At 66.2% G+C, this 22,992-nt stretch carries 24 protein-coding genes and 1 pseudogene; 9 read left to right on the top strand and 16 right to left on the bottom strand.

Annotated elements, in window-relative coordinates; all coding sequences use genetic code 11:
* The first annotated feature begins 28 nt into the window (after nucleotides 1-28).
* Together C4B30_RS32080 and C4B30_RS32075 are read left to right on the top strand one after the other, a co-directional pair.
* Entirely contained in the window at nucleotides 29-1,696 is a 1,668-nt protein-coding gene (locus tag C4B30_RS32080; RefSeq protein WP_105133493.1) for a bifunctional protein tyrosine phosphatase family protein/NAD(P)/FAD-dependent oxidoreductase, read from the top strand.
* 18 nt (nucleotides 1,697-1,714) lie between these two features.
* Nucleotides 1,715-2,521, top strand: coding sequence for a sulfite exporter TauE/SafE family protein (locus tag C4B30_RS32075; RefSeq protein ID WP_027784512.1), 807 nt, complete (start codon nucleotides 1,715-1,717; stop codon nucleotides 2,519-2,521).
* Between the two features lie 104 nt (nucleotides 2,522-2,625).
* Here the strand turns inward: C4B30_RS32075 and C4B30_RS32070 are convergent, their stop codons facing one another.
* The 4 genes from C4B30_RS32070 to C4B30_RS32055 form a co-directional block, all read right to left on the bottom strand.
* Nucleotides 2,626-3,447 (bottom strand): ABC transporter permease subunit, encoded by an 822-nt coding sequence (locus tag C4B30_RS32070; RefSeq protein ID WP_027784513.1) that lies wholly within the window; start codon nucleotides 3,445-3,447, stop codon nucleotides 2,626-2,628.
* Nucleotides 3,444-4,370, bottom strand: a complete 927-nt coding sequence (locus C4B30_RS32065) for an ABC transporter permease subunit (protein WP_006488137.1) — start codon at nucleotides 4,368-4,370, stop codon at nucleotides 3,444-3,446. Before C4B30_RS32065 ends, C4B30_RS32070 begins: the two co-directional genes overlap by 4 nt.
* Nucleotides 4,367-5,527, bottom strand: coding sequence for an ABC transporter ATP-binding protein (locus C4B30_RS32060; protein ID WP_027784514.1), 1,161 nt, complete (start codon nucleotides 5,525-5,527; stop codon nucleotides 4,367-4,369). The genes C4B30_RS32065 and C4B30_RS32060 overlap by 4 nt, the downstream gene beginning before the upstream one ends.
* An 86-nt stretch (nucleotides 5,528-5,613) precedes the next feature.
* Nucleotides 5,614-6,708: a polyamine ABC transporter substrate-binding protein gene (locus C4B30_RS32055; protein ID WP_105133492.1), complete on the bottom strand. Its 1,095-nt coding sequence runs from the start codon at nucleotides 6,706-6,708 to the stop codon at nucleotides 5,614-5,616.
* 419 nt (nucleotides 6,709-7,127) lie between these two features.
* On the opposite strand from C4B30_RS32055, the gene C4B30_RS32050 reads away from it, so the two are divergent.
* Nucleotides 7,128-7,331 (top strand): DUF1289 domain-containing protein, encoded by a 204-nt coding sequence (locus C4B30_RS32050; protein WP_027784516.1) that lies wholly within the window; start codon nucleotides 7,128-7,130, stop codon nucleotides 7,329-7,331.
* 75 nt (nucleotides 7,332-7,406) lie between these two features.
* Here the strand turns inward: C4B30_RS32050 and C4B30_RS32045 are convergent, their stop codons facing one another.
* From C4B30_RS32045 to C4B30_RS32035, 3 genes are all read right to left on the bottom strand, one after another.
* Nucleotides 7,407-8,048: an OmpW/AlkL family protein gene (locus C4B30_RS32045; protein WP_027784517.1), complete on the bottom strand. Its 642-nt coding sequence runs from the start codon at nucleotides 8,046-8,048 to the stop codon at nucleotides 7,407-7,409.
* A gap of 65 nt (nucleotides 8,049-8,113) precedes the next feature.
* Nucleotides 8,114-9,304, bottom strand: coding sequence for an NAD(P)H-dependent flavin oxidoreductase (locus tag C4B30_RS32040; RefSeq protein WP_027784518.1), 1,191 nt, complete (start codon nucleotides 9,302-9,304; stop codon nucleotides 8,114-8,116).
* A 123-nt stretch (nucleotides 9,305-9,427) separates the two neighbouring features.
* Nucleotides 9,428-10,864 (bottom strand): aldehyde dehydrogenase family protein, encoded by a 1,437-nt coding sequence (locus tag C4B30_RS32035; RefSeq protein WP_027784519.1) that lies wholly within the window; start codon nucleotides 10,862-10,864, stop codon nucleotides 9,428-9,430.
* A 268-nt stretch (nucleotides 10,865-11,132) separates the two neighbouring features.
* Here C4B30_RS32035 and C4B30_RS32030 point away from each other — a divergent pair, with 268 nt between their 5' ends.
* On the top strand, nucleotides 11,133-11,498 hold the full coding sequence (locus C4B30_RS32030) for a hypothetical protein (RefSeq protein ID WP_027784520.1): 366 nt from the start codon (nucleotides 11,133-11,135) through the stop codon (nucleotides 11,496-11,498).
* A gap of 150 nt (nucleotides 11,499-11,648) precedes the next feature.
* Here C4B30_RS32030 and C4B30_RS32025 read toward each other — a convergent pair whose 3' ends face one another.
* Complete coding sequence (locus C4B30_RS32025; RefSeq protein WP_027784521.1) at nucleotides 11,649-12,131, bottom strand: DUF2501 domain-containing protein; 483 nt, start codon at nucleotides 12,129-12,131, stop codon at nucleotides 11,649-11,651.
* Between the two features lie 283 nt (nucleotides 12,132-12,414).
* Here C4B30_RS32025 and C4B30_RS32015 point away from each other — a divergent pair, with 283 nt between their 5' ends.
* Entirely contained in the window at nucleotides 12,415-12,987 is a 573-nt protein-coding gene (locus C4B30_RS32015) for a hypothetical protein (RefSeq protein WP_027784522.1), read from the top strand.
* 16 nt (nucleotides 12,988-13,003) lie between these two features.
* Nucleotides 13,004-13,582 (top strand): polysaccharide deacetylase family protein, encoded by a 579-nt coding sequence (locus C4B30_RS32010; protein WP_027784523.1) that lies wholly within the window; start codon nucleotides 13,004-13,006, stop codon nucleotides 13,580-13,582.
* A gap of 12 nt (nucleotides 13,583-13,594) precedes the next feature.
* Here the strand turns inward: C4B30_RS32010 and C4B30_RS32005 are convergent, their stop codons facing one another.
* On the bottom strand, nucleotides 13,595-14,560 hold the full coding sequence (locus tag C4B30_RS32005) for a phosphotransferase (RefSeq protein WP_027784524.1): 966 nt from the start codon (nucleotides 14,558-14,560) through the stop codon (nucleotides 13,595-13,597).
* Nucleotides 14,561-14,585: 25 nt separating this feature from the next.
* Here C4B30_RS32005 and C4B30_RS32000 point away from each other — a divergent pair, with 25 nt between their 5' ends.
* Nucleotides 14,586-15,275: a cephalosporin hydroxylase family protein gene (locus C4B30_RS32000; protein ID WP_027784525.1), complete on the top strand. Its 690-nt coding sequence runs from the start codon at nucleotides 14,586-14,588 to the stop codon at nucleotides 15,273-15,275.
* On the opposite strand, the gene C4B30_RS31995 is transcribed toward C4B30_RS32000, so the two are convergent.
* From C4B30_RS31995 to C4B30_RS36145, 6 genes and pseudogenes are all read right to left on the bottom strand, one after another.
* Complete coding sequence (locus C4B30_RS31995) at nucleotides 15,232-16,440, bottom strand: glycosyltransferase (RefSeq protein ID WP_027784526.1); 1,209 nt, start codon at nucleotides 16,438-16,440, stop codon at nucleotides 15,232-15,234. The genes C4B30_RS32000 and C4B30_RS31995 overlap by 44 nt on opposite strands.
* Before the next feature lie 7 nt (nucleotides 16,441-16,447).
* Nucleotides 16,448-17,515 carry an asparagine synthase-related protein gene (locus C4B30_RS31990; RefSeq protein ID WP_027784527.1) on the bottom strand — a complete coding sequence of 356 codons (1,068 nt, stop codon included), beginning with the start codon at nucleotides 17,513-17,515 and terminating at the stop codon, nucleotides 16,448-16,450.
* The gene (locus C4B30_RS31985; RefSeq protein ID WP_027784528.1) at nucleotides 17,512-18,390 is read right to left on the bottom strand and encodes a radical SAM protein; all 879 of its coding nucleotides are present in this window, start codon (nucleotides 18,388-18,390) and stop codon (nucleotides 17,512-17,514) included. Before C4B30_RS31985 ends, C4B30_RS31990 begins: the two co-directional genes overlap by 4 nt.
* Before the next feature lies 1 nt (nucleotide 18,391).
* Nucleotides 18,392-19,390 carry a phosphotransferase enzyme family protein gene (locus C4B30_RS31980; protein WP_027784529.1) on the bottom strand — a complete coding sequence of 333 codons (999 nt, stop codon included), beginning with the start codon at nucleotides 19,388-19,390 and terminating at the stop codon, nucleotides 18,392-18,394.
* Nucleotides 19,391-20,140 (bottom strand): FkbM family methyltransferase, encoded by a 750-nt coding sequence (locus tag C4B30_RS31975; RefSeq protein ID WP_027784530.1) that lies wholly within the window; start codon nucleotides 20,138-20,140, stop codon nucleotides 19,391-19,393.
* 235 nt (nucleotides 20,141-20,375) lie between these two features.
* A pseudogene (locus C4B30_RS36145) lies at nucleotides 20,376-20,501 on the bottom strand (hypothetical protein); the annotation flags it as partial.
* A gap of 43 nt (nucleotides 20,502-20,544) precedes the next feature.
* Between C4B30_RS36145 and C4B30_RS31970 the strand changes: the two are divergent.
* Both C4B30_RS31970 and C4B30_RS31965 read left to right on the top strand, forming a co-directional pair.
* The gene (locus C4B30_RS31970) at nucleotides 20,545-21,513 is read left to right on the top strand and encodes a site-specific integrase (protein WP_027784532.1); all 969 of its coding nucleotides are present in this window, start codon (nucleotides 20,545-20,547) and stop codon (nucleotides 21,511-21,513) included.
* 329 nt (nucleotides 21,514-21,842) lie between these two features.
* The gene (locus tag C4B30_RS31965) at nucleotides 21,843-22,703 is read left to right on the top strand and encodes an AbiJ-NTD4 domain-containing protein (protein ID WP_264835739.1); all 861 of its coding nucleotides are present in this window, start codon (nucleotides 21,843-21,845) and stop codon (nucleotides 22,701-22,703) included.
* Between the two features lie 70 nt (nucleotides 22,704-22,773).
* Here C4B30_RS31965 and C4B30_RS35985 read toward each other — a convergent pair.
* Nucleotides 22,774-22,992: hypothetical protein (locus C4B30_RS35985; protein ID WP_234015478.1), on the bottom strand; the 219-nt coding region annotated here is incomplete at its 5' end.

The following is a 22,992-nucleotide window of genomic DNA, read 5'->3' as shown; positions in this document are numbered from 1 at the left end:
GCGCCCCGCCCCATCCGGAGAACCCGACATGACCATCCGCAAGCTGACCGACGCGCTGTCGGTCTCGCCGCAGATCGCGGCGGCCGACCTGCCCGCGCTTCACGCGGCGGGCATCCGCGCGATCATCTGCAACCGGCCCGACGGAGAAGGCGCCGACCAGCCGACCGTCACCGAGATCCGCGCGGCCGCCGCGCCGCTCGGCATCGACGTGCATTACCTGCCGGTCGATACCGGCAAGGTCACCGACGACCAGGCCGCGCAATTCGGCGCGCTCGTCGCGTCGCTCGAAGGCCCCGTGCTCGCCTACTGCCGCAGCGGCACGCGTTCGGCCGCGCTGTGGGCGCTGTCGCAGGCGCGGCTGCGCCCGCTGGACGACCTCGTCGCCACCGCCGGCGCGGCCGGCTACGACCTGAGCGCGCTCGCATCGCGTATCGCGCAGGGCGACCGCCAGGCGGCGCCCGCCGTGGACGCGCGGCACGACATCGTGATCGTCGGCGCCGGTGCGGCCGGCATCGCGGTCGCGTCGAGCCTGCTCGCGCGCGACGCATCGCTCGACATCGCGGTGATCGATCCCGCCGACGTCCATTATTACCAGCCCGGCTGGACGATAGTCGGCGCGGGCGTGTTCCAGCCCGGCACCACCGCGCGGCCGATGACCGACGTGCTGCCGCACGGCGTGCAGCGGATCCGGGCCGCCGTCGCGGGCTTCGAGCCCGACGCGCACGCGATCGTGCTCGACGGCTGCCGACGCATCGGTTATCGCAAGCTCGTCGTGTGCCCGGGGCTCAAGCTCGACTGGCACGCGATCGACGGCCTCGCCGGCACGCTCGGCCGCAACGGCGTCACGTCGAACTACCGCTACGATCTCGCGCCGTACACGTGGGAACTCGTGCGCGCGTTCCGCGGCGGCCGCGCGCTCTTCACGCAGCCGCCGATGCCGATCAAGTGCGCGGGCGCGCCGCAAAAGGCGATGTACCTGTCGTGCGACCACTGGCGGCGCACGGGGCGCCTCGACGCCGCGAACGTCGAATTCCTGAATGCGGGCGGCGCGCTGTTCGGCGTCCCCGATTACGTGCCCGCGCTGATGGAGTACGTGAAAAGCTACGACATCGCGCTGTCGTTCGGCCACAACCTCGTCGCGATCGACGGGCCCGCGCGCCGTGCGACGTTCTCGCGCGCGCTGCCGGACGGCGGCAAGGAAACCGTCGAGCGTTCGTTCGACATGATCCACGTCGTGCCGCCGCAGACGGCGCCCGACTTCGTGCGCGCGAGCCCGCTCGCCGACGCGGCCGGCTGGATCGACGTCGATCCGGCGACGCTGCGGCACAAGCAGTTTCCGGACATCTACGCGCTCGGCGACGTCACCAACACGACCAATGCGAAAACGGCCGCGGCCGCCCGCAAGCAGGCGCCCGTCGTGGCGCACAACCTGCTCGCGTCGCTCGGCCGCGCACAGGGCGACGCCTCGTACGACGGCTACGGCTCGTGCCCGCTCACCGTCGAGCGCGGCAAGATCGTGCTCGCCGAATTCCTGTACGGCGGCAAGGTCGCCCCGACCTTCCCCGCCTGGCTGATCGACGGCAAGCGGCCGTCGCGGCTCGCGTGGCTGCTCAAGGAGCGCGTGCTGCCGCCGCTCTACTGGAAGGCGATGCTCAAGGGCCGCGAATGGCTCGCGAAGCCCGCGATCGCACGTTGACTGGAGCGCGATGACGCCATGCTGATTTCCCTCGTACTGGGCGGCTTCGTCGGCGCCGTGCTCGGCCTGACCGGCGCCGGCGGCGGCATTCTCGCGGTGCCCGCGCTCGTCGTCGGGATGAGCTGGCCGATGCAGCAGGCCACCCCCGTCGCACTCGTCGCGGTAGCGGGCAGCGCCGCGCTCGGCGCGCTCGAAGGCTTCCGCCGCGGGCTCGTGCGCTATCGCGCGGCGCTGCTGATGGCCGTGGCCGGCGTGCCGCTGACCACGCTCGGCGTGCGGCTCGCGCACGTGCTGCCGCAGCGCCTGCTGCTCACGCTGTTCGCGCTGACGATGCTGGTCGTCGCCGGCCGCCTGCTGCGACAGGCGCTGCGGCGGCAGGCGGCCGATGCGGACGCGTCGCCGCTGTGCGTCGGCCGCGTGAATCCCGATACGGGCCGGCTCGTGTGGTCGTGGCCCGTCGGCATCGCGTTGGCGTCGACCGGCGCGGTCACGGGCCTGATGACGGGATTGCTCGGCGTCGGCGGCGGCTTCGTGATCGTGCCGATGCTGCGCAAGTTCACGAACGTGTCGATGCATGGGGTGGTCGCGACGTCGCTGATGGTGATCGCGCTGGTCGGCACCGGCGGCGTGCTCGCGACGCTCGTGTCGGGCACGCGCGCGCCGCTCGACGTGACGCTGTGGTTCACCGTCGCGACCGCGCTCGGCATGGCCGCCGGCCGCGGCGCGTCGCGCCATCTCGCCGCGCGGCACGTGCAGGCCGGCTTCGCGGCCGTGCTCGTGTGCGTCGCGCTGGGGCTGCTGGCGAAGGCGGCGTTCGGCGCGTGAACGCCGGCGACGGGCCGGCGATCGTCACGCACCGCCAAAACGAAACGCCCGGCCCGACTCGTCGTCGGCACCGGGCGTTTTTCATGACGGCCGCAACCGGCGTGTCAGGCCGCGAACCCCGCCAGCCGCTTGCGTTCCTGACGCAGCATCACGAAGTTCGCGATCACGACGCCGGCCGTCACCGCGACGATGAACAGCGTCGCGAGCGCGTTCATTTCCGGATTCAGGCCGAGACGCACACGCGAGAACACGACGAGCGGCAGCGTCGTCGAGCCGGGGCCCGACAGGAACGCCGACAGCACGAGATCGTCGATCGACAGCGTGAACGACAGCAGCCAGCCCGCGATCAGCGCCTGCGAGATCAGCGGCAGCGTGATCGTGAAGAACACCTTCAGCGGCGTCGCGCCGAGATCGAGCGCGGCTTCTTCCAGCGACGGATTCAACTCGCGCACGCGCGACTGCACGATGATCGCGACGTACGAGATGCACAGCATCACGTGGCCGAGCCAGATCGTGAACACGCCGCGCTCGGCCGGCCAGCCGATCCACTTCGCCAGTTCGATGAACAGCAGCAGCAACGAGATCCCCTGGATCACCTCGGGAATCACGAGCGGTGCGTTGATCATCCCGCTGAACAGCGCGAAGCCGCGAAAGCGCCCCATCCGCGCGAGCACGAAGCCGGCCCACGTGCCGATGAACACCGACGCGAACGCGGTCAGCACGCCGATCTTCAGCGACAGCCACGCGGCCGTCAGCAGTTCGTCGTCCTCGACGAGCGCCGCGTACCAGCGGAACGAAAAACCCGACCACACGGTGACGAGCTTCGACTCGTTGAACGAATAGACGATCAGGCTGATGATCGGGATGTACAGGAACGCGAAGCCGACGAACAGCGCCGCGAACTGCAGATAGCGGTTCGGCTTCATCGGCGGCCTCCCTGTTCCTTCGCCTGGAAGTGCTGGAACATCGCCATCGGCACGAGCAGCAGCAACACCATCGCACACGTCACGGCCGATGCCATCGGCCAGTCCGCGTTGTTGAAGAACTCGTTCCACATCACGCGGCCGATCATCAGCGTATTCGCGCCGCCGAGCAGCTCCGGAATCACGTATTCGCCGACCGCCGGGATGAACACCAGCAGGCAGCCCGCGATGATCCCGTTCTTCGACAGCGGCAGCGTGATCTGCACGAATGCCTTCCACGGCTTCGCGCCGAGGTCGTACGCAGCCTCGAGCAGGCGCAGGTCCATCTTCACGAGGTGCGCGTAGAGCGGCATCACGAGGAACGGCAGGTACGAATACACCATCCCGATGTACACCGCGTAGTTCGTCCGGTACAGCTCGATCGGCGTATGGGTGAGCCCGATCCACATCAGGAAGTTGTTCAGCAGCCCGTTGTTCTTCAGGATCCCGATCCATGCGTACACGCGGATCAGGAACGACGTCCAGAACGGCAGCATCACGCCCATCATCAGCAGGTTGCGGGTGGCCGGGTTCGAACGCGCGATGTAGTACGCCATCGGATAACCGAGCAGCAGACACAGCAACGTCGTGATCGCGGCGACCCATACCGAGTTCACGTAGGTCGCGAAATACAGGCTGTCCGTGAACAGGAACGCGTAGTGCGACAGGTTCAGCGCGATGTGCACGACGCCGTCCGCGTACGACGCGAGCTCCGTATACGGCGGGATGCCGAGCTGCAGCTCCGCGAAACTGATCTTCACGACCAGCACGAACGGCACGAGGAAGAACAGCACGAGCCACGTGAACGGCCCGGCGACGACCGCCGTGGCGCCCGTCAGGTTGAAGCGCCGCACCGGCCACTCCAGCAGGGACTTGAACGCATTCATGACGTCAGCACCACGCCGGCGGTCGCGCTCCAGCGCACGTAGATCTCGTCGCCGAGCGACGGCGTGTCGAGCTCGGAAATCGCGAGGCTCGACACGTTCGCGATCACCGTCTTGCCCGCGTCGAGCTTGACGTGATACAGCGAATAGCCGCCCATGTACGCGACGTTGCTGATCCTGCCGCGCGCCCAGTTGAACGCGCCTTCGGGCGGCTTGCGCGTGAGCGCGATCCGCTCGGGGCGCACCGACACCGTGACCGGCATCCCGAGCGGGCCCGAGATTCCGTGGCTCACGTACAGCCGGCTCGGCAGTTCCGGCGATTCGATGTACACGTGATCGGGTTCGTCCTCGACGGTCACGCCGTCGAACAGGTTCGTCGAGCCGATGAATTCGGCCGAGAAGCGGCTGTTCGGGTATTCGTACACCTCGTTCGGCGAGCCGATCTGCACGATCTGGCCTTCGCTCATCACCGCGATGCGGTTCGCCATCGTCATCGCCTCTTCCTGGTCGTGCGTGACCATGATGCAGGTGACGCCGACCTTGTTCAGGATGTTGACGAGCTCGATCTGCGTGCGCTGGCGAATCTGCTTGTCGAGCGCGGACATCGGCTCGTCGAGCAGCAGCAGTTTCGGACGCTTGACCAGCGAACGCGCGAGCGCGACGCGCTGCTGCTGGCCGCCGGACAGCTGGTGCGGCTTGCGCTTCGCGTACTTGCCCATCTGCACGAGTTCGAGCGCGGAAGCGACGCGCGCCTTCAGCTCGGCCTTCGGCGTGCCTTCCTGCTTCAGCCCGAACGCGACGTTCGACTCGACCGACATGTGCGGGAACAGCGCATACGACTGGAACATCATGTTCACGGGCCGCTTGTACGGCGGCATCTGCGCGAGGTCCTCGCCGTCGATCAGGATCTTGCCCGACGTGACCGTCTCGAGGCCCGCGAGCATCCGCAGCAACGTCGACTTGCCGCAGCCCGAGCTGCCGAGCAGCGCGAACAGCTCGCCCTGGCGCACGGTCAGATTGACGCTGCGCACGGCTTCGGTGTCGCCGAATTTCTTGACGACGTCGACGATCTGGACAAAGTTCTCGGCGCGCGCATCGGCGCCGGAGGAGGAAACGGAGAACGGCGCGCCCGCGACCGGCGCGCCCGACTGGCTATTCATGATGTGCTGCTTCTCTCCTGCGTTAGACGAACAAAGCCCCCGGGGGCACCAGGGGCTTCATGACTGCGGGTTCACTTCGGCTCGTGTCAGCGGCCCGACTTCAGCTCGGTCCACAGACGCGTCTGCAGACGCTGGATTTCAGGCGGCAGCGGCTTGAGCAGGAACAGCGTCTTCACGACGTCGGCCGGCGGGTAGACCGCCGGGTCGTTCGCGACGTCGGGGCGCACGTACTTGCGTGCCTCGGCGTTGGCGCTCGGGTAGTACACCGCGTTGGTGATCGCCGCGTGCACCTTCGGATCCTCGATGTAGTTGATCCACTGCAGCGCGGCTTCCTTGTTCTTCGCATCCTTCGGGATCGCCATCACGTCGAACCACACCGGCGCGCCGCCCTTCGGAATGTAGTACTCGATCTTGTACGGCTTCTTCGCCTCGATCGCGCGATGCTTCGCGATCACGACGTCGCCCGACCAGCCGTACGCGAAGCAGATGTCGCCGCCGACCAGGTCGTTGATGTAACCCGACGAGTTGAATTGCGTGATGTACGGACGGATCTTCTTCAGCACTTCCATCGCGGCCTTGTAGTCGGCCGGGTTCGTGCTCATCGGATCCTTGCCGATGTAGTGCAGCGTGGCCGCGAACATCTGGTCGGGCGCATCGAGCACCGACACGCCGCAGGCCTTCAGCTTCGAGAGGTTTTCCGGCTTGAACAGGATGTCCCAGTTGTCCAGCGGCACCTTGCCGAGCGCCTGCTGCGCCTTCGTCAGGTTGTACGCGAGACCGGTCGTGCCGTACGCCCAGGGCACCGAGTACTTGTTGCCCGGATCCGCGCCGGCGACGAGCGCCATCAGTTGCGGATCGAGGTACTTGAGGTTCGGCAGCTTCGACTTGTCGAGCGGCGCGAAGATGCCGGCGGCGATCTGCTTGCCCGCGTAGTTGCTGGTCGGCACGACGATGTCGTAGCCCGAGCTGCCCGTCAGCAGCTTCGCCTGCAGCGTGTCGTCGCTGTCGTAGTTGTCGTAGCGGACCTTGACACCCGCCTGCTTCTCGAAGTTCGGGATCGTGTCCTTCGCAATGTAGTCCGACCAGTTGTAGACATTGAGCTGCGTATCCTTCGCTGCTGCCGCCGATGCACCCACGCACAGCGCGAGCGCCGCGAACCGGCCCACTACCTTTGCTTTCATCCCGTTCTCCCTCCGGCCGGACGCATTGCCCGGCTGCCGTCTGCTTCGTCATGGCGGCGCATTCTGGCGCGCCGCCCCTCGAAAACCCCGAAAACTACCATCATTCGCGCCCCGTCACAAAAAAATCATGCCGGTGTCGCGCAAACGGAACAGATTCCCGCTGCCGGCCGCTCGGGCCGCCCGTGCGGCGGGGCGTTCCGGGGGAATTCTATCGGGTAATCGGCGGCTGTCCACCGGGAAAAACGGACGGTGACGAACCTGCGTTCGCATGCCGGGTGCGCCCGCTCGGCGAGCGAGCCCGACGCCCGCCCGAACCGTCCCGCTCCCGCGCCGGGACAACACGCCGGTGCCGGCGGCCGGCCGGGCCGCCGCGATGCATTAAAATGGCGGCTGACGATTCAACTGCGCGAACCTTCCCGATGGCCTCCAATCTTCACGACCTCCCCGACAGCCCCTGCATCGGCGTGTGCTCGACGCTCTTCGACGAAGTCTGCAAGGGCTGCGGCCGCACGGCCGGCGAAGTCTCGAACTGGGTGTTCCTGAGCGACGACGAAAAGCGCGCGGTGTGGGAGCGCATCACGCGCGAAGGCACCGCGATGCGCTTCCAGTACGACAAGCTGTAAATCGGCCGCGCAAAAAAAGAGCGGCATGCCGACCGCCATGCCGCCAACCCCAACTCTGTTCTTTTTCCGTCGCGTCTAGAACTTCATCCCGACGCCCACGCCGACGATCAGCGGATCGATGTGCAGCGTGCCGATGCCCTTGTCGCCGAGCGTCGCATCGGTGCTCATCCAGATCTTCTTCACGTCGACGTTCATGAACACCTTCTTCGTCAACTGCACGTCCACGCCGAACTGCAACGCGGGGCCGAAGCTGCTCTTGTCGATCGATACGCCCTGCCCGCCGACGTTGAGCCCGTTGTTGTAGAAGTACGTGTAGTTCAACCCGGCGCCGACGTACGGCCGCACCTTGCCCGCATGGTTGAAGTGATACTGCAGCAGCAGCGTCGGCGGCAGCACGCCCACGCCGCCGAGATTGCCGAGGCTCGACGTCAGTTGATGCCGCGACGTGCCGAGGATCAGCTCGACGCCGAGGTAGTCGCGGATCATGTACGTGAAGTCGAGCTCGGGCACGATCGCGTTGTTCACGCCCGTGTTGATGGCGCCGAGCGTATCGCTCGCGCGCTCGTTCGGCTGGATGCTGATCGCGCGCAGCCGGACCAGGACGTCGCCCTGGTTGATGCCGTCGCCCGGCGACGCCGCATGCGACAGCGACGGCATCGCGACGATGCCGGCCGCGACGGCGGCTGCGGTGACACAAGTTCGAATCGTTTCATGCATGGTACGGACCCCCAAAGAATGGTTTCCATTCTCCCTGTAGGGTCTTTTCGTCATCTTGATATCCGTCAAGCCAGCGTAAACGCAGGACGGTTTGTCGCAGGCTCGGTCGCACTGCCCGTCAGCAACAGGTCGAGCAGATCGCGCACGCTGCGGATCGCGCGGCCGAACGGCAACGCTTCGCGGCCGCGGAAGAACAGTCCGTTCGCGACGTCGCCGCGCAGCGCGGCCGCGAGCCGCGTATCGATGCAGAAGTGGCCGAATTTCTCGATGCCGTCGCGCAGCCCGCATACGCTCAGGCATTCGAGCGCGGTCGGACAGCGCTGCTTCAGCGCGCCGAGCTTGTTGCGAATGCGCGTCTCGTTGCGCAGGTAACGATCGAGCCAGGGCGTCTTCACCGCGCGTGCCGGCAGCCCCGTCACGCTGACGAATTCGACGATGTCGTCGGGCGTCGCCTCGGCGAGCACGCGCTTGAATTGCGGATGCGCATCGCCTTCTTCCGTCACCGCGAACGGCGTCCCGACCTGCACGCCGTTCGCGCCGGCCGCGAACGCCGCGCGCACCGTATCGTGACTGTTGATCCCGCCGGCCACGATCAGCGGGATCGTTTCGCGGGCGAGACCGAGCGACGCCATCACCTGCGCGGTTTCGTCGAGCACGCGCGCGAAATCGAAACGGCCGTCGTGCATGTCGTCGATCTGCGTGACGCCGAGGTGCCCGCCCGCGTGCGCCGGATGCTCGATCACGATCGCATCGGGCAGGCGCCCCTTCTTCATCCATTTCTTCAGCACCAGCGCGATCCCGCGGCTGTCCGACAGGATCGGGATCAGCGCGATGTCGTCCCCTTGCGTGAGGTCGGGCAGATCGAGCGGCAGGCCCGCGCCCATCACGATCGCGTCCGCGCCCTCGTCGCACGCGACCCGCACGTAGTCCGCATGCGCGCTCACCGCCTTCATCACGTTGACCGCGATCATCCCGCGCCCTTCGCTGTAGGTCTTCGCGAGACGGATCTCGCGCGCGAGCGCGTCGAGGTTCGCCGCTTCGAGCGTCGCGCGATCGGGTTGCGCGCGGCAACGCGCGAGCAGATCCGCATGATGGTGGCGCAGGTCGATGCTCGCGATCGTACCGACCGCGCCCTCGCGCGCGACGCTGCCCGCCAGCCGGTGCGCGGAGATGCCGACGCCCATGCCGCCCTGCACGACGGGCAGCAAGGTGCGGCCGCGAATCGTCAGCGGCGGAAAGGAAGTGCGTACGGTCATCTGAAACCTCGTCGGAACATCGGAACCGCGATGATCGACGATCCAGCGCCGCGCACCTTGACGGCCGTCAATAAAAAAACGGCACGCGAACGTGCCGTTTCCGGTTCGGGCCGCGAGCGGCGTTCAGGCCGGCTTCGCCGGCTTCAGCTGCATCGACTTGTATTCGAGATACTCTTCGAGCCCGTACACGCCATTCTCGCGGCCGTGTCCCGACTGCTTGAAGCCGCCGAACGGCGCCGCGCCGTTCCACGTACCGCCGTTGATGTCGACCTGCCCCGTGCGGATGCGGCGCGCGACGCGCATCGCACGTTCGTCGCTGCCGGCCCACACCGCGCCGCCGAGCCCGTACGGCGAATCGTTCGCGATCCGCACGGCCTCGTCTTCATCGCGATACGTGATGATCGACAGCACCGGCCCGAAGATCTCTTCCTGCGCGATCGTCGATTTCGGATCGACGCGGCCGAACACGGTCGGCTTCACGAAGAAGCCCTTCGCGAGCCCTTTCGGCAAACCGATGCCGCCCGTCACGAGTTCGGCGCCTTCGTCGATCCCGCGCTGGATGTACGCCTGCACGCGCTGCTGCTGCGCGGCCGACGCAAGCGCGCCGAGGCGCGTCGCGTCCTGCCGCGGGTCGCCCGCGACGTACGTTTCGGCCGTGGCCTTCGCGATTTCGCGCGCTTCGTCGTAGCGGGCTTCCGGTACCAGCATCCGCGTATGCGCCGAGCAGGTCTGGCCGGCGTTCAGGTAGCACGCGTTGACCGTGCCCTTCACCGCCGTCGCGAAATCGGCATCGTCGAGAATCACCGACGCCGACTTGCCGCCCAGCTCCAGCGCGACGCGCTTGACGCCCGCGGCCGCCAGCTCGGCCACGCGCTTGCCCGCACGCGTCGAGCCGGTGAACGACACCATGTCGACGTCCGGGTCGGTCGCCAGCACCTCGCCGACGACCGGACCATACCCGCACACGAGGTTGAACACGCCGGCCGGCAGCCCGGCCGCGTGGATCGCTTCGGCGAGCATGAACGCGTTGAGCGGGGCGACCTCGGACGGCTTCAGCACGACCGTGCAGCCGGCCGCGAGCGCCGGCGCAACCTTCAGCGTGATCTGGTTGAGCGGGTAGTTCCACGGCGTGATCGCCGCGACGACGCCGACCGGCTCGCGCACCACCAGCGAATTACCGACGCGCGCCTCGAATTCGAACGATTCGGCGAGCTTTGCGTACGCCTTCCAGTTGTAGATCGGGCCGCCGACCTGGATCGCGCGCGACAGCTTGATCGGCATGCCGACTTCGCCGGTGATCGACTGCGCGAGTTCCTCGCTGCGCGCCTGCAGATGCTCGACGATCTTGCGCAGGTAACCCGCGCGCGTCGCGGCCGGCGTGGCCGCCCATGCGTCGAAGGCCGCGCGGGCCGCACGGATCGCGTCCTGCGCGTCGGACGCGACGCCCTCGGGAATCCGGCCGATCACGGCTTCGGTGCCCGAATCGATCACGTCGATCGTGCCGGTGCCGGCCGGTTTGCGCCATGCGCCGTCGATGTAGAACTGGTCGTAGATTTTCATCGTTTTCCGCCTCCAGGGAAGCCGACATTCTAGCGAGCGTTTCGGTGGCTGGTGTGACGAATGACAGCCATTCGAAAGAACCGGAGCGCCCTCGCGCCGGTGCTCCGCCGGCCGCCGCGCATGGCCGGCAATACATTCGTCGGGCCGCCGCCACGTCGGCATCGACCCGGTTGCGCGGCCGGGCCTGCATCGTGCTATGTTTTTATTATCGGCACCGGCCCGTTGCGGCCGGCGCCGCCCGGAATCGACGCACTTCGTGAGCGCTGCCATGTCCGACGCATCCCATACCCTCGGCTCGCAAGACCGCCTGGAGCTGCTTTGCTGGCTCACCTGCGGCAACCTCGGCGCGTTTTATCTCAACGAATCATGGCCGGACGCCGCGTTCCAGGTCCAGGCCGCGCACCGCTGGCTCGACCGTCATCACCGCCAGGCCGACTGGCTCGCAGTCGCCAGGCTCGCGGCGCTTGCGCAGGACATCGCGAAGCGGCATGCGGGGTTCGTCGACGCGTCGTGGGCACGCGACGCGGTCGAGGAAATCGTCGATACCGACGATCTCGACTACCGGGCCAAACTCGTGCAATGGGTGTACGAAGACTGCTGCAAGGCGCTCGCGGACAAGCGGCTGGCCGATTGAGCCGTCCGGGGCCCGCCTGTGCACGGGTCGCGGCATCGCCGAGCGCGACGCGCTTTTCGCCGTGACGAACGTAACGGCCGGAATGATCGACGGGGTACGGTGCGTATGCACCGCCCCCAGCAACAGCACGCGCGATGCGTGCCGATGCGTTTACAGCAGCGACTTGGCCTGCGTCAGCACCTTGTCGCAAACCTGTTTGGTCACCTGCTGCTTCAGGCCGCCGCCGCTCAGGTCGAGCTTGCTGCCGTTGCCTGCGTCGAGGATCCCGCTCGCGCCGCTCGTATAGCCGCTGTCGGACGACGCGTTGCCGCCGAGCTTACCCATCAGCGCATCCTTCACCGACGACGCGCCGCCGCCGGTTGCGCCGCCGAGATAGTTGTTCTGGATGCAGAACTGCAGCAGGCCCGCGACGTTGCCGGTGCTACCCGGCGTCAGCGACGCACCGCCGCCGCCCGTCAGCGCGCCGCCGAGTCCGCCGAGGTTGCCCAGCGCTCCGCCCGCGCTGCCGCCTGAATCGCCGCCACCGCCGACTTGCTTCAGGACGTCGCCCAGTTGCGCATGGGCGACCGAAAACGGCGCGAGCAATCCGATCAGCGCGCCGGCAACGGTCGCGCGATAAAGACGTGCATTCATGTAAAGCCTCCCGGTTGTGACTGCGTGAATACCGCGAATCGCATCCAAGGATACTCAATCGACCGGCGCGTGACAGCCTTCGGAGCCGCATGAAACGTCAGGCATCGTGATATCGCGGCGATTTGACAATGCTTGACCGGCGATTCCGCGCGGCATCGCCGGCGCGACACGCGGGCGACCGCCATTCCGTATCGCCGGCCCGCGCGAAGCGTCATAGAATCGTCGTCGCCGGCCGTTCGGCCGCTGCGGCCCGACATCAATCTCGAACATGAAGGACACTCGCGTGGCGCTTGCCCATCGACTTCTGCTGATCGCCGGCGCATCGACCGCGCTGATGGCCGGCGCCGGTACCGCCGGTGCCGCTGGTGCCGCCGGTGCCGCGCCCGCAGCCACGGCGGCCGCGGCCTGCGCGTCGCCTTCGTTCGACCGCTATCCGGCACCGGCCGCCGCCCGCGCGCCGCGCAAACCGGCCGCGTCGCCTCGGCTCACCAGCAGCGAAGCGCGCCTGTATCGCACCGTCATTCGTGGCGAATTCGCGCAACCGGCCAATTTTGCCGGTCACTACCGCGTCGCGATCTGGGGTTGCGGAACGGATTGCCGAAATTTCGCGATCGTCGACAAGGACACGGGCGCGACGTACACGATGCCCGGCGTGAAATCCGTCTCGGGCGTGATGGGCAACGACGACGAGCGCGTCGACTTCCGTGCCGGCAGCAAGCTGCTGATCGTCGCCGGCTGCTTCAACGACGATTGCGGCGACGGCAACGCGAAAGCGGCACGGTTCTTCTACGAATGGACGGGCACCCGGCTGCGTCCGGTCGGCACGTGCCCGCTGGCCATCGAGCCGGTTCAGTGAGCGGCCCGGACGACTCATGACATCCATCCACCTCAGTTTCGACGACGGTCCCGGCCCGTCCACGCCCGCGCTGCTCGACGTGCTGCGCGATGCATCGTGCACGGCGACCTTCTTCGTGCTCGGCAAGCACCTGGCGGGCGCGCTCGACGTCGCAACGAGAATCGCGCGCGAAGGCCATCGGCTCGGCAATCACACCCATTCGCATGCGAGGCCGGGTGCGCTCGCGGACGTCGCACTGATCGACGAAATCCACACGACCGATACGCTGATTCGCGACATCTACCGCCGCGCCGGCCTTGCCGCGCCGGACGCGATCCCGCTGCGTCTTCCGTACGGATTGATGCCGCAGGACGATCGCGCTGCCGTGCTCGCGCGCCTGCAACGCGAACACACGGGCTGGACCGCGATACTGGACGACTGGCAGCGGCCGGCGCCATCGCCGCAGGCGCTGTTCGACGCGATGTGCGCGCACGCCGATGCCTGCGCGGCGCAGCATCGCGACGCGCTGTTCTGCCTGCACGACGGATCGCGGCACGGCGACGCGCGGCCCAACACGGTCGAAGCCGTGCGGCTGTTCCTGAACCGGCAGCGCTGACGCGACGGCCGGCTAACCCGCGGGCAGCGCCCCGTCCAGCAACTGACGCCAGCCGCCGAGGAAGCCGATGCCGGGCCCCGGCATCCACAGTCCGCGCTGCGCGGCTTCGAGATGGATCAGCGTCTGGTCCGCGCAGAACAGCGCCATCAACGGCTCGTGCTTGTCGCGCAGCCATTCGGGCGCCGCATCGGGCCGCGTCGCCGCATAAGCGTGCAGGCAGGCCGCCCATCGCCCACGGTCGAAGACGAAGCAGTCGTCCCGGCCCGCATCGCGCGACAGCGCGAACGACGCAAAGGCCGCCTCGAGCCATTGCGCCCCCTGCCCCACATCGTCGAAATCCAGCACGCCGTTCACCGCGTTGCCGACATACAGCAGGTTGCCCGCGTGATAGTCGCCGTGCAGCCAATGCGCCTGCCCCGTGAGCCACGCCGACGCCGCGTCGAGATGCGCGCCGATCCGTCGGATCACCGTGTCGTAAGCGCCGCGCAGGTCGCCCGGCAGCGACGGCATCGCGCGCGCCGCGACGCGCGCATGGCGTGCGGACAACCACGCCAGCGGCGCCGCTTCGCTTGCGGGTATCGCGGCCAGTGCCGCATGCAGATGCGCGAGCGTGCGCATCGCATCGGTCGCCCCCTTGTGTGCGTCGTCCGGCAAGCCGGGATGGCCGTCGATATGCTCGAACAGATGCAGCCAGCTTCCGTCGGACGTCTGCACGCCGGTTTGCGCATCGACGGTCAGCCTCAGCCGAGGCAGCGCGGGCAGCGTCGACGCTGTGCGCGCATCCCCGAGACGGCCGAGGATCAACGCCTCGCGCCGCATTTGCCCGAGCGGCTTGCCGGCCCACGACACACGCAGCACCGTGCGCCCCGCATCACACTCGACGAGATACGTTTTGTTAGTATGGCCCGACGCCAGCGCCTGCAGGCGCGCCGGCCCGATGTTCCAGTACCGGTGCAGCCACGGTTCCAGCGTTTTCACGTCACTCCTACTCGTTCCATTGACCATGTCAGAGCGTCCTTCGGCCCGCATGCGGGACATCAACATCGAATGGCTGACGCAAGCCGCCGAATTCGGCCATCTGTTCCAGACGCGCTGGCTCGGCGAGCGCTTCTTCCATTTGCCCGGCGACATGCTCGCGCTGCAGGAACTGATCTGGCGCGAGCGCCCCGACTGCATCGTCCAGACCGGCATCGCGGCGGGCGGCGGCGTGGTGTTCACCGCGTCGATGCTCGAGCTGGCGGGCAACCCCGGCCGCGTCGTCGCGATCGAACCGCGCCTGCGCGACGAGGTCAGGCAGCGCCTGCACGCGCACCGGCTCGCGCATCGCATGGTGCTGATCGAAGGCGAATCGTGCGCGGCCGACACACTCGCATCGGTGCGCGCGCAGATCGGCGACGGCGCACGCGTGATGGCGATCCTCGATCTCACGCATACGCACGCGCACGTGCTGCGCGAACTCGAATGCTATGCGCCCTTCGTGACGCCCGGCAGCTACGCGATCGTGATGGACACCATCATGGAGCACCTGCCCGAGTCGATGTTCGACGGCAAGCCGTACGGTCGAGGCAACAACCCGGCCACGGCAGCACGCGAATTTCTTGCCCGCGACGATCGATTCGAAGTCGACCACGACATCGAGGACCGCGTACTCATGACGCTGTCGCCAGGCGGTTTCCTGAAGCGAGTGCGCTGATCAGGCGGCCGGCTTGCGCGGAGCCGTCGCGCGCGGCATAGCTGTCGCGAATCCGTGCCGCCTGCTCGCGCAACGGTCCGGCACGCAGCAGGCGTTCGAGCGCGTCGGCGATGTCCGCGACGCCGGCCTGCTGCAGATCGAGCACGCAGCCCGCGCCGGCCCGCTCGACGAAGTGCGCCGAATGGAACTGGTCGTTGCAGAACGGCGACAGCAGCATCGGCACGCCGCACGCGAGCGACTCCATCACCGAATTCGCGCCGCCGTGGCTGACGAACGCGTGCGTGCGCCGCAGCAGCGCCAGTTGCGGCGCGTACCGTACCGCGATCACGCGTTCGTCGCCGGCCGGCAGCAGATCCGAATCGAGCAGTTCGCCGACCGACAGCACCAGTTGCGCGGACGTCGCGCGCGTCGCGTCGATCACCTTCGCGAACACCTCCGGATGGTAGTAAAGCTGGCTGCCGAGCGACATATAGACGAGCGGGCGATCCGCATCGAGGCGTTCCCACGGGAACGCCGTCTCGTCGCCGCGCGGGCCCGACGGCATCGCGGGGCCGACCAGTTCGACACCGGGCGGCGGCGCGCCGACCAGCGCGTCGGTCGTAAACGCGAGCGTCAGGTGCGGCGACAGCACGTCGCAACCGCGAAAGCGTGCGTCGAGGCCGTAGCGCGCGAACAGCCGCGTGCGTTCCGGTTCGAGCCATCGCACCGTGCGCAGCAGTTCCGAATCGAGATCGTCCGGCAACACCGGATTCAGCGAATTGGACATCGAAACCCACGGCAGCCCTTCCAGTTCGGCGGCGATCGCCGCGGCATAGAGCAGCGGATCGATCACGACGACGTCGGGCTGCCATTCGCGCAGCACCGCGCGGACGCCGTCCACCTGCGCCGGCGCGAGGTCGATCAGCAGCGTGCGGATCCAGTGCCGCAGCCAGTCGGCGTCGCGAATGTTCGCGGCGAAGCTCGCGCCGCGCGACAGGTCGTGGCGCTCGGGCGTCTCGCGCGGCCCGACGAACGTGAAGCCGCCGGCGCCGTCGAGCTGTTCGCTGATGTCGGCCGGCGCATAGAACGCGACGTCGCAACCGGCGGCGCGCAGATGCTGGGCCGGGCCGATGCAAGGATTGACGTGGCCCTTCTCGGGCACCACGCAGAACAGGATGCGTTTCATGAGCGGCTCAGGTTGGGCGATGCGCGGCATCGGGATGAAGGCGATCGAGATGATCGAGAATCAGTGTCAGCGTCGTCCACAGCACGCGTTCGGTATCCGTCTGCAAAGCGGGCGCGGCCAGGCCGAGCATGTCGGCCAGCGCATGCGTGCGGTCGCGATCGAGCAGCGTCGCGAGATCCATCGCCGGCGCGAGTCGCCCGCGCTTGGGGCCGTGCACGAGACGGTCCGGCAGGTTCAGGCGCGCACCGAGATCGCGCAGGCACTGCTTGTCCGGGTCGGGCGCGAGGCTCGTCAGATGCGCGACGACGGCGGTATCGACGAACGGCGGATGCAGCTCGACCGATGCGGCGTCGAACAACGCGTGGCACAGCGGCAGATAGTTGGCCGACCGGTCGCGGCGCAACACCTGATCCGCGCCGTCGCCGGTGATCGCCACCTCGACGCCGTCCGCCGCCATCGCGTCGGCAAGCAGCAGCTTCGCGACCGGATGCAGGTTGAACATCGGCTCCTCGACCGCATGGGTCGTCCTCGGCAGCGCCGCGATGAAATCCGCCTCGTTCGCGCGCACGATCTTCACGTTCGCCTGCATCAGCGTGGCGAGTTCGAGCGCCGCGTCGAGTTCGCAGTAATCGGGCATGTCGGTCGCGAGGATGTAGGCCGTCACGTGCCGCAATGCGCCGAGCTCGCGCAGCAACGCGAGCAGCAGCGCCGAATCGAGCCCGCCGCTCAGCGCCAGCGCGACGCGCTTGCCGCTGTCGAGCGCGCACTGCAGCGACGCGCGCAGCACGGTGTCGAGGTCGGCTTGCTGCGGGCGATTAAGCGCCGGCTGCACCGTCAGCCCTTGCGGCGACCGGATCAGTGCATGACCGGGCGGCACCGCGAGCACGTCGCGCAGCACGGTGCGGCCGACGAGGCGCTCGCCGCTCAGGTAGCCCGCGATGGCGGCCGCGTCCGGCGCGCCGGCCGGTTGCCCCGACGCCCGCAATACGGCGCGGATGCCGGACGCCGACACGCCGCTGGGCGAATGGTAGTGCAGACGATCGAAACCGAACGGGTCGCGCGTGCCGGCGATCATGGATAACGAGCCTTCAAGGTGTCCACTTCAATGCGTTTGAGGATGCGATGCGGCGCCACCGGCGCGCTGCCGCCCTGGCAATGCAGGCACGCTTCGAGCGGCGTCTCGCGTTGCAGATAGGCGAGCATCGCGTCGAGCATGCCCGCGTCGTCGCGCAACGGCAGGCCGTCGGCCTGGAAATCCTTCTCGCCTCGGTACAGCGTATGGAAATGCGCGGGACGCGTGCACGTGTAGAACATGCCGTCGCGAATCATATGGCAGCGCTCGCGAATCCAGCAATCGTGATAGATGCGTCGGGCTTCGTCGCGATCCGTGCCCGGCTGGGCGCGGTTCATCGTCGTGAATACGTCCTGCACCTTCCAGTTCAGACGCACGTCGAAGCGCGCGGCCTGATGCTCGACATGCGCGACCAGGTCGGCGGAAAGCGCCGGCTTGGGATAGCGCGAGATCGTCAGCGCATCCACCGCTTGCCAGAACGCGTCGGGCATCTCGCCGAGTTTCAGGCCGTTCGTCGTGACCGAGATCACGGGCGCGATGCCGGTGCCGCGCACGCGTTCGACCAGTTCGACGAGTGACGGATGCAGCAGCGGTTCGCCGCCGACCAGCTTGAACATGCGCGGGCGCAACACCTTCGCGGCCTTGCGCAGATCGGCTTCGATCGATTCGGGGCTGGCATGCCACTCGGGCAAAAGCGGCGACAGCGAGCAGCATTCCGCGCAGGTCAGGTTGCAGTGATCGACGATATGCGCTTCCAGCGAGCGCGTCTGGATGCGCCCGTCCTCGACGCGGTAATCGCGATCCAGCGGCGGCGGAAACACGTGCTGCCGCTCGCCGGGTCGCGGCGGATTCGGGATCTTGTTCGGATTCGCACTCACATCAGCTTCCTGCTTCCATGCAACGGGAAAAGAAATCGACCAGATGGCCACGCGCGTCCACCATCGCGGACGCCATCGTCACCGCGCCGTTCAGGTGCGACGCGAAGCGCGATGGATCGTCGAGCCAGCCTTGCACGATCCACAGCTTGAGCGCGTGCTGCAAGCATGCGGCATCGACCGCCCATGCGATGTTGGCCAGGTTCACCGGCCGCACGCGCCGGTAGGCGCGCACGAACGCTTGCGCGAGGTGCGGCGCTTCCAGCGGCAAATGATTCAGGCATCGCACCAGCTCGTATTCGCGAGGCGCGCCGATCGACGCTTCCCAGTCGAGGATCAGCGGCGGCAGCGTGCCCGTGAACAGATAGTTGAACTGGTTGTAGTCGTTGTGGATCGGGTGCTGCGGATCGTCGGCCGGAAACGCCTCGATACTGCCCGGATAGTAGCGATCGAGCATGCGCAGCGCGAGATCGACATAGCGGCGCAGGTTCGCGGCGGCGGTGGCGTTCGCATCGGCTCGATCGAGTGCATCCAGCAGACTGGCGCGTACCGCATCCGCGTCGATCGAGGCCAGCCGCGCGCGGATCGTATCGAGCGACGGCAGATGCAGGGGTTCGAGGCTCAGGTGCAACGCGGCCAGACTCGCGCCGAGCGCCTCCCATTCGGTTGGCGAGAACGTATCGTAGGTTCTGAATTGCCCGGCTTCCCACCGCGTCAGCATCGCGTGCGAATGCTGCCCCGACCACAGCGATTCGCCGGACGCCGTACGCTCGAGCGTCTGCACATGGAAACGGCTGTCGCCATGCGTTTCCAGATGCGCGAGGACGGCGGTTTCCTTGACTGCGCGCGCGTGGTGTTCGAACGCATAGAGCTTGACCGCCACATCTGTACCGCCGGCAGCCGGCAGATGCCACACCCGTTCGCTGACCTGCGTCGGCGGGCCGCTGCGATGGAGCCCATAGGCGTCGCGAATCTCGTCGAAGGTGACGGCGAGCGAATCCATTCAGATGTGCTCGGCCGGCCCGTGCCGATACGGATGACCGGTCAGGAACGTGTTGTGTCCGACGTAGCGCAGCTTGTACATCGCAGGCCGGAACAACACCGACGGATCGTTGTTCGCGATGCCGAGCAGCGGGTACAGGTCGCGCCGCACGAAGAATGCGTTGTTGCCCATGTCGTCGCAGCAGACGAGCTCATAGCCCTTCTGCCGGCCGAGATGAACGAGCGATTCGAGGCTCGCGCCGTAATAGGTCGAGCCGTCCCATTCGTGGTCGGGATTGAAGCACATGACCCAGCGCTCGGGCGGCGTGTAGTACGGGTTGTATTCGATCACGACGATGCGCGGCTCAAACGCTTGCAGGCCGCGCCACACCCAGTAATCGTTGCCGTCGATGTCGATCGACAGCAGGTCGAAGTCGGTCGGTACGTTCGCGTCGGCGAGCAACTGGTCAACCGTGTCGGGCTGCACGCGATCGTGATGCAGGCGGACGCGCTCCACGCCCGCGTAGTGCGCGGCAAGCTTGCCGAACCGGTATGCGCTGCCTTCCACGAGTACGCCGGCCCAATCCTGCTCGCGCAGCAACCGCGCGGTATTGCTGTTGCGCAGGCCGTCGCTCGCGCCGATATCGACGCAGAAGCGGTTGGTCGGCGCGATCCGCTCCATCAGGCGCGACAGGATGCCCTCCTCGGTGCCCTGCGCGTACAGGCTGGGCGCGAGGCCGGACAGGTCGAGCGGGAGAGGATGATCCTGCATCGAGGGCGGCTCCGGGGCGAAATGGGGAATGATGGGTGGCGTTGGATGGGTAATTTACCCGAAGTCGATTGAGCAGAGGAAACTGGAATGGGCGCGTGGCCGGGTTTTGCCGCGGCAGATATGAAAAAGCCCGCATCGACATGGCTGTCGATGCGGGCCTGTAGCGCTTCCGGCTGTTCGCCCCGGGGCGGTGATGGCTAACCTGGACCCACGACCGGACAAAACCTCAGGACACTTACTCCTGCCCCTGACTCGTCAGGAACTCCTCGTAATTCCCGCCGAAGTCGAACAGCGTGCCGTCCGTGCGCACTTCGATGATCCGGTTCGCCAGCCCGCTCACGAACTCGCGGTCGTGCGACACGAGACCACTTTCATGTTCTTAATCAATCACTTGGAGAACGTGAATGGCCACAATCACCCTGCGTGGGACAAAATGGCAGGTCAAAATCCGCCGTAAGGGGCAGCCTAGCCTGTCCGCAACCTTCGCCAGCGAGGAAGCCGCTACGCGCTGGGCTGCGGAACACGAGCCCGGACACACGGCCAAGCCCGTTGATACCGGCCCCACTGTCGGAGACCTGTTCCGGAAGTACATCGAGCATCCCATACCTGGAAAGCGGTCAAGTGAGTGGGACCGCCGCACGCTGCAACGTCTGCTCAAGAAGGAAAAGAAACTTTGCTCCGTTCCTGCTGCCCAGCTCAACAAGTCCCATCTTGCCGAGTGGCGCGACCGGCGCATAACGGAAGTGCTCGGTAGCTCCGTAGGTCGCGAGCTGGACGCCATCTCAGCCGTCTACCGAATCGCGATAGACGAATGGGAGATGGGGCTCACGGTCAATCCTGTGCGTGGCTTCCGGCGACCCAAGCTCCCCCCTCCGCGTGACGTGCGGCTAATGGCCGGTGACGACGAGCGGCTGATAGAGAAGGCTCTTGACTTCAACCGCGAGATTGCCCCGGCAATCATCCTTGCCATTGAGACAGCCATGCGCCAAGGTGAGATAGCAAAGCTGCGGTGGGAACACATCGACCTTGAAGCGCGCACCGCCCTTCTTCCCATGACAAAGAATGGAACTCCCCGAAAGGTCCCGTTATCCAGTCGAGCTATCGAGGCGCTGACGTGGTGCCCACCACCTCACAAAGGCCGAGTCTTCAAGCTGACTCAGTCCGCCATGAAGTACGCTTTCTGCCGTGTCCGCGATGAATGTGGGCTGGGCACACTTCATTTCCACGACCTGCGGCACGAAGCAGCAAGCCGTCTGTTTGAGAAAGGGTTGAATGTGATGGAGGTGGCGGCCATCACTGGCCATAAGAATCTCAAGCACCTTCAGCGCTATACACACCTTCGCGCTGAAGACCTGGCGCTCAAACTGGGCTAACGGATGGCGGGCTATTTGCCCGCCTTTTCTCTTCCCGCGCTACACTTAAAATATCCGAAACTGCGACGCTGACAGCGCATCAGCCACCGTTGCAGGCTGGCTACGGGCGAACAAATGGGAACACACGGCGCACGAATTCCGCCATACGATAGCTGACCACCTACGCGATGTTGGATACCCCACAGGGGTTCGCCTTTCGATTGGCGGATGGCCAACCAAGCGCCAAGCTGCGGGGTACGACGAGGGGCGCAGTCTTCCCATCAAGCGCGAGTAGCCAGGTAAGGCTGTTGGCTAGGCCTTCAGCTTATTGATAAAGGGCAACGAGACCAGTGAGACCACGATTTTCTGACCGTATCGGCGCAACCCAGACGCCGGAGATGCTTCAGATTGATAGCATAGACGCCCCGCTTAGAGCATCCCTGTGGAACATCATCCATTCACTGTGTGAGACACAGGGCAACAACGACAAGTGGGTACTCTTGGCGCGCGCGATGTCCACCCACGTGACCAAGACGCCGATAGATGACCTCCCTATTTATGGAATCCAAAAGAAGCAGTGGGTTAGAGCGTGGTATGACAGCCAGGAATGGCACGAGGTGTACAACTTCATTGAGTTCCTGGTTGACAATGCCAACCAGATTCTCCGTGGTGTAAGCGGTCAAAACACGCGTCTGATGGATGCGTTCAACCATGTGCTGGAACGCGAACGCTCGGGTTACCGCTTTGTCGCTGGTGTGCTTTCTCCCATTACAAACAGAGAAGAGTTAGAGTCAGTTGAGGATGCTGTCCGATCAACTGAAAGAGCCGCGTTAGCAGGCGCGAATGAGCACCTTCGAACCGCCCTCGCTTTGCTTGCTCAGAAGCCCGAGCCGGACTATCGGAACGCAACCAAGGAGGCTATCAGTGCCATCGAATCGGTAACCAAGGTTCTTGGCGAGTCATCGGCACAGGGGCTTTCAGGCGCACTCGCTGACCTGAATAAGAAGGTAGAAATTCATCCATCGTTGCGCAATGCGTTCGTCAAGCTCTATGGATACGCGAGCAACGAGGAAGGGGTGAGGCACTCACTAGGCGATGAAGCAACAAACGTGGGTTTCGATGAAGCCAAGTACATGATTGTGGCTTGCTCGGCATTTATGAACTACCTCATCTCGAAAGCCAACGTCGCTGGCCTGCTGACAGGGAAGTAACTAGCACGGCTTCACCGCCTGATCCGTCTGCGATTCGCTAGGGAATCACAACCCCTAGTGGATTGCCGCATCAACTCAAGCGGTTTTCCACTATACCCCAGGGGCTTACGCAAGCCCCTATCCCGTTGCTATCGTGCATCCCTGACAATCCATCAGAGGGGCTGACCTGCTCCCCGCATTTAGTACGGTGACGGTGTAGAGTCCGTTCCAGAGAGGAACGGCAATGAAAAAGCGATTCACCGAAGAACAAATCATCGGCATCTTGAAGGAAGCCGAGGCTGGCCTGAAG

This window comes from Burkholderia sp. BE12 (assembly GCF_002959955.1).
Classification (GTDB): domain Bacteria; phylum Pseudomonadota; class Gammaproteobacteria; order Burkholderiales; family Burkholderiaceae; genus Burkholderia.
This window is presented reverse-complemented; position numbering and strand designations above follow the sequence as displayed.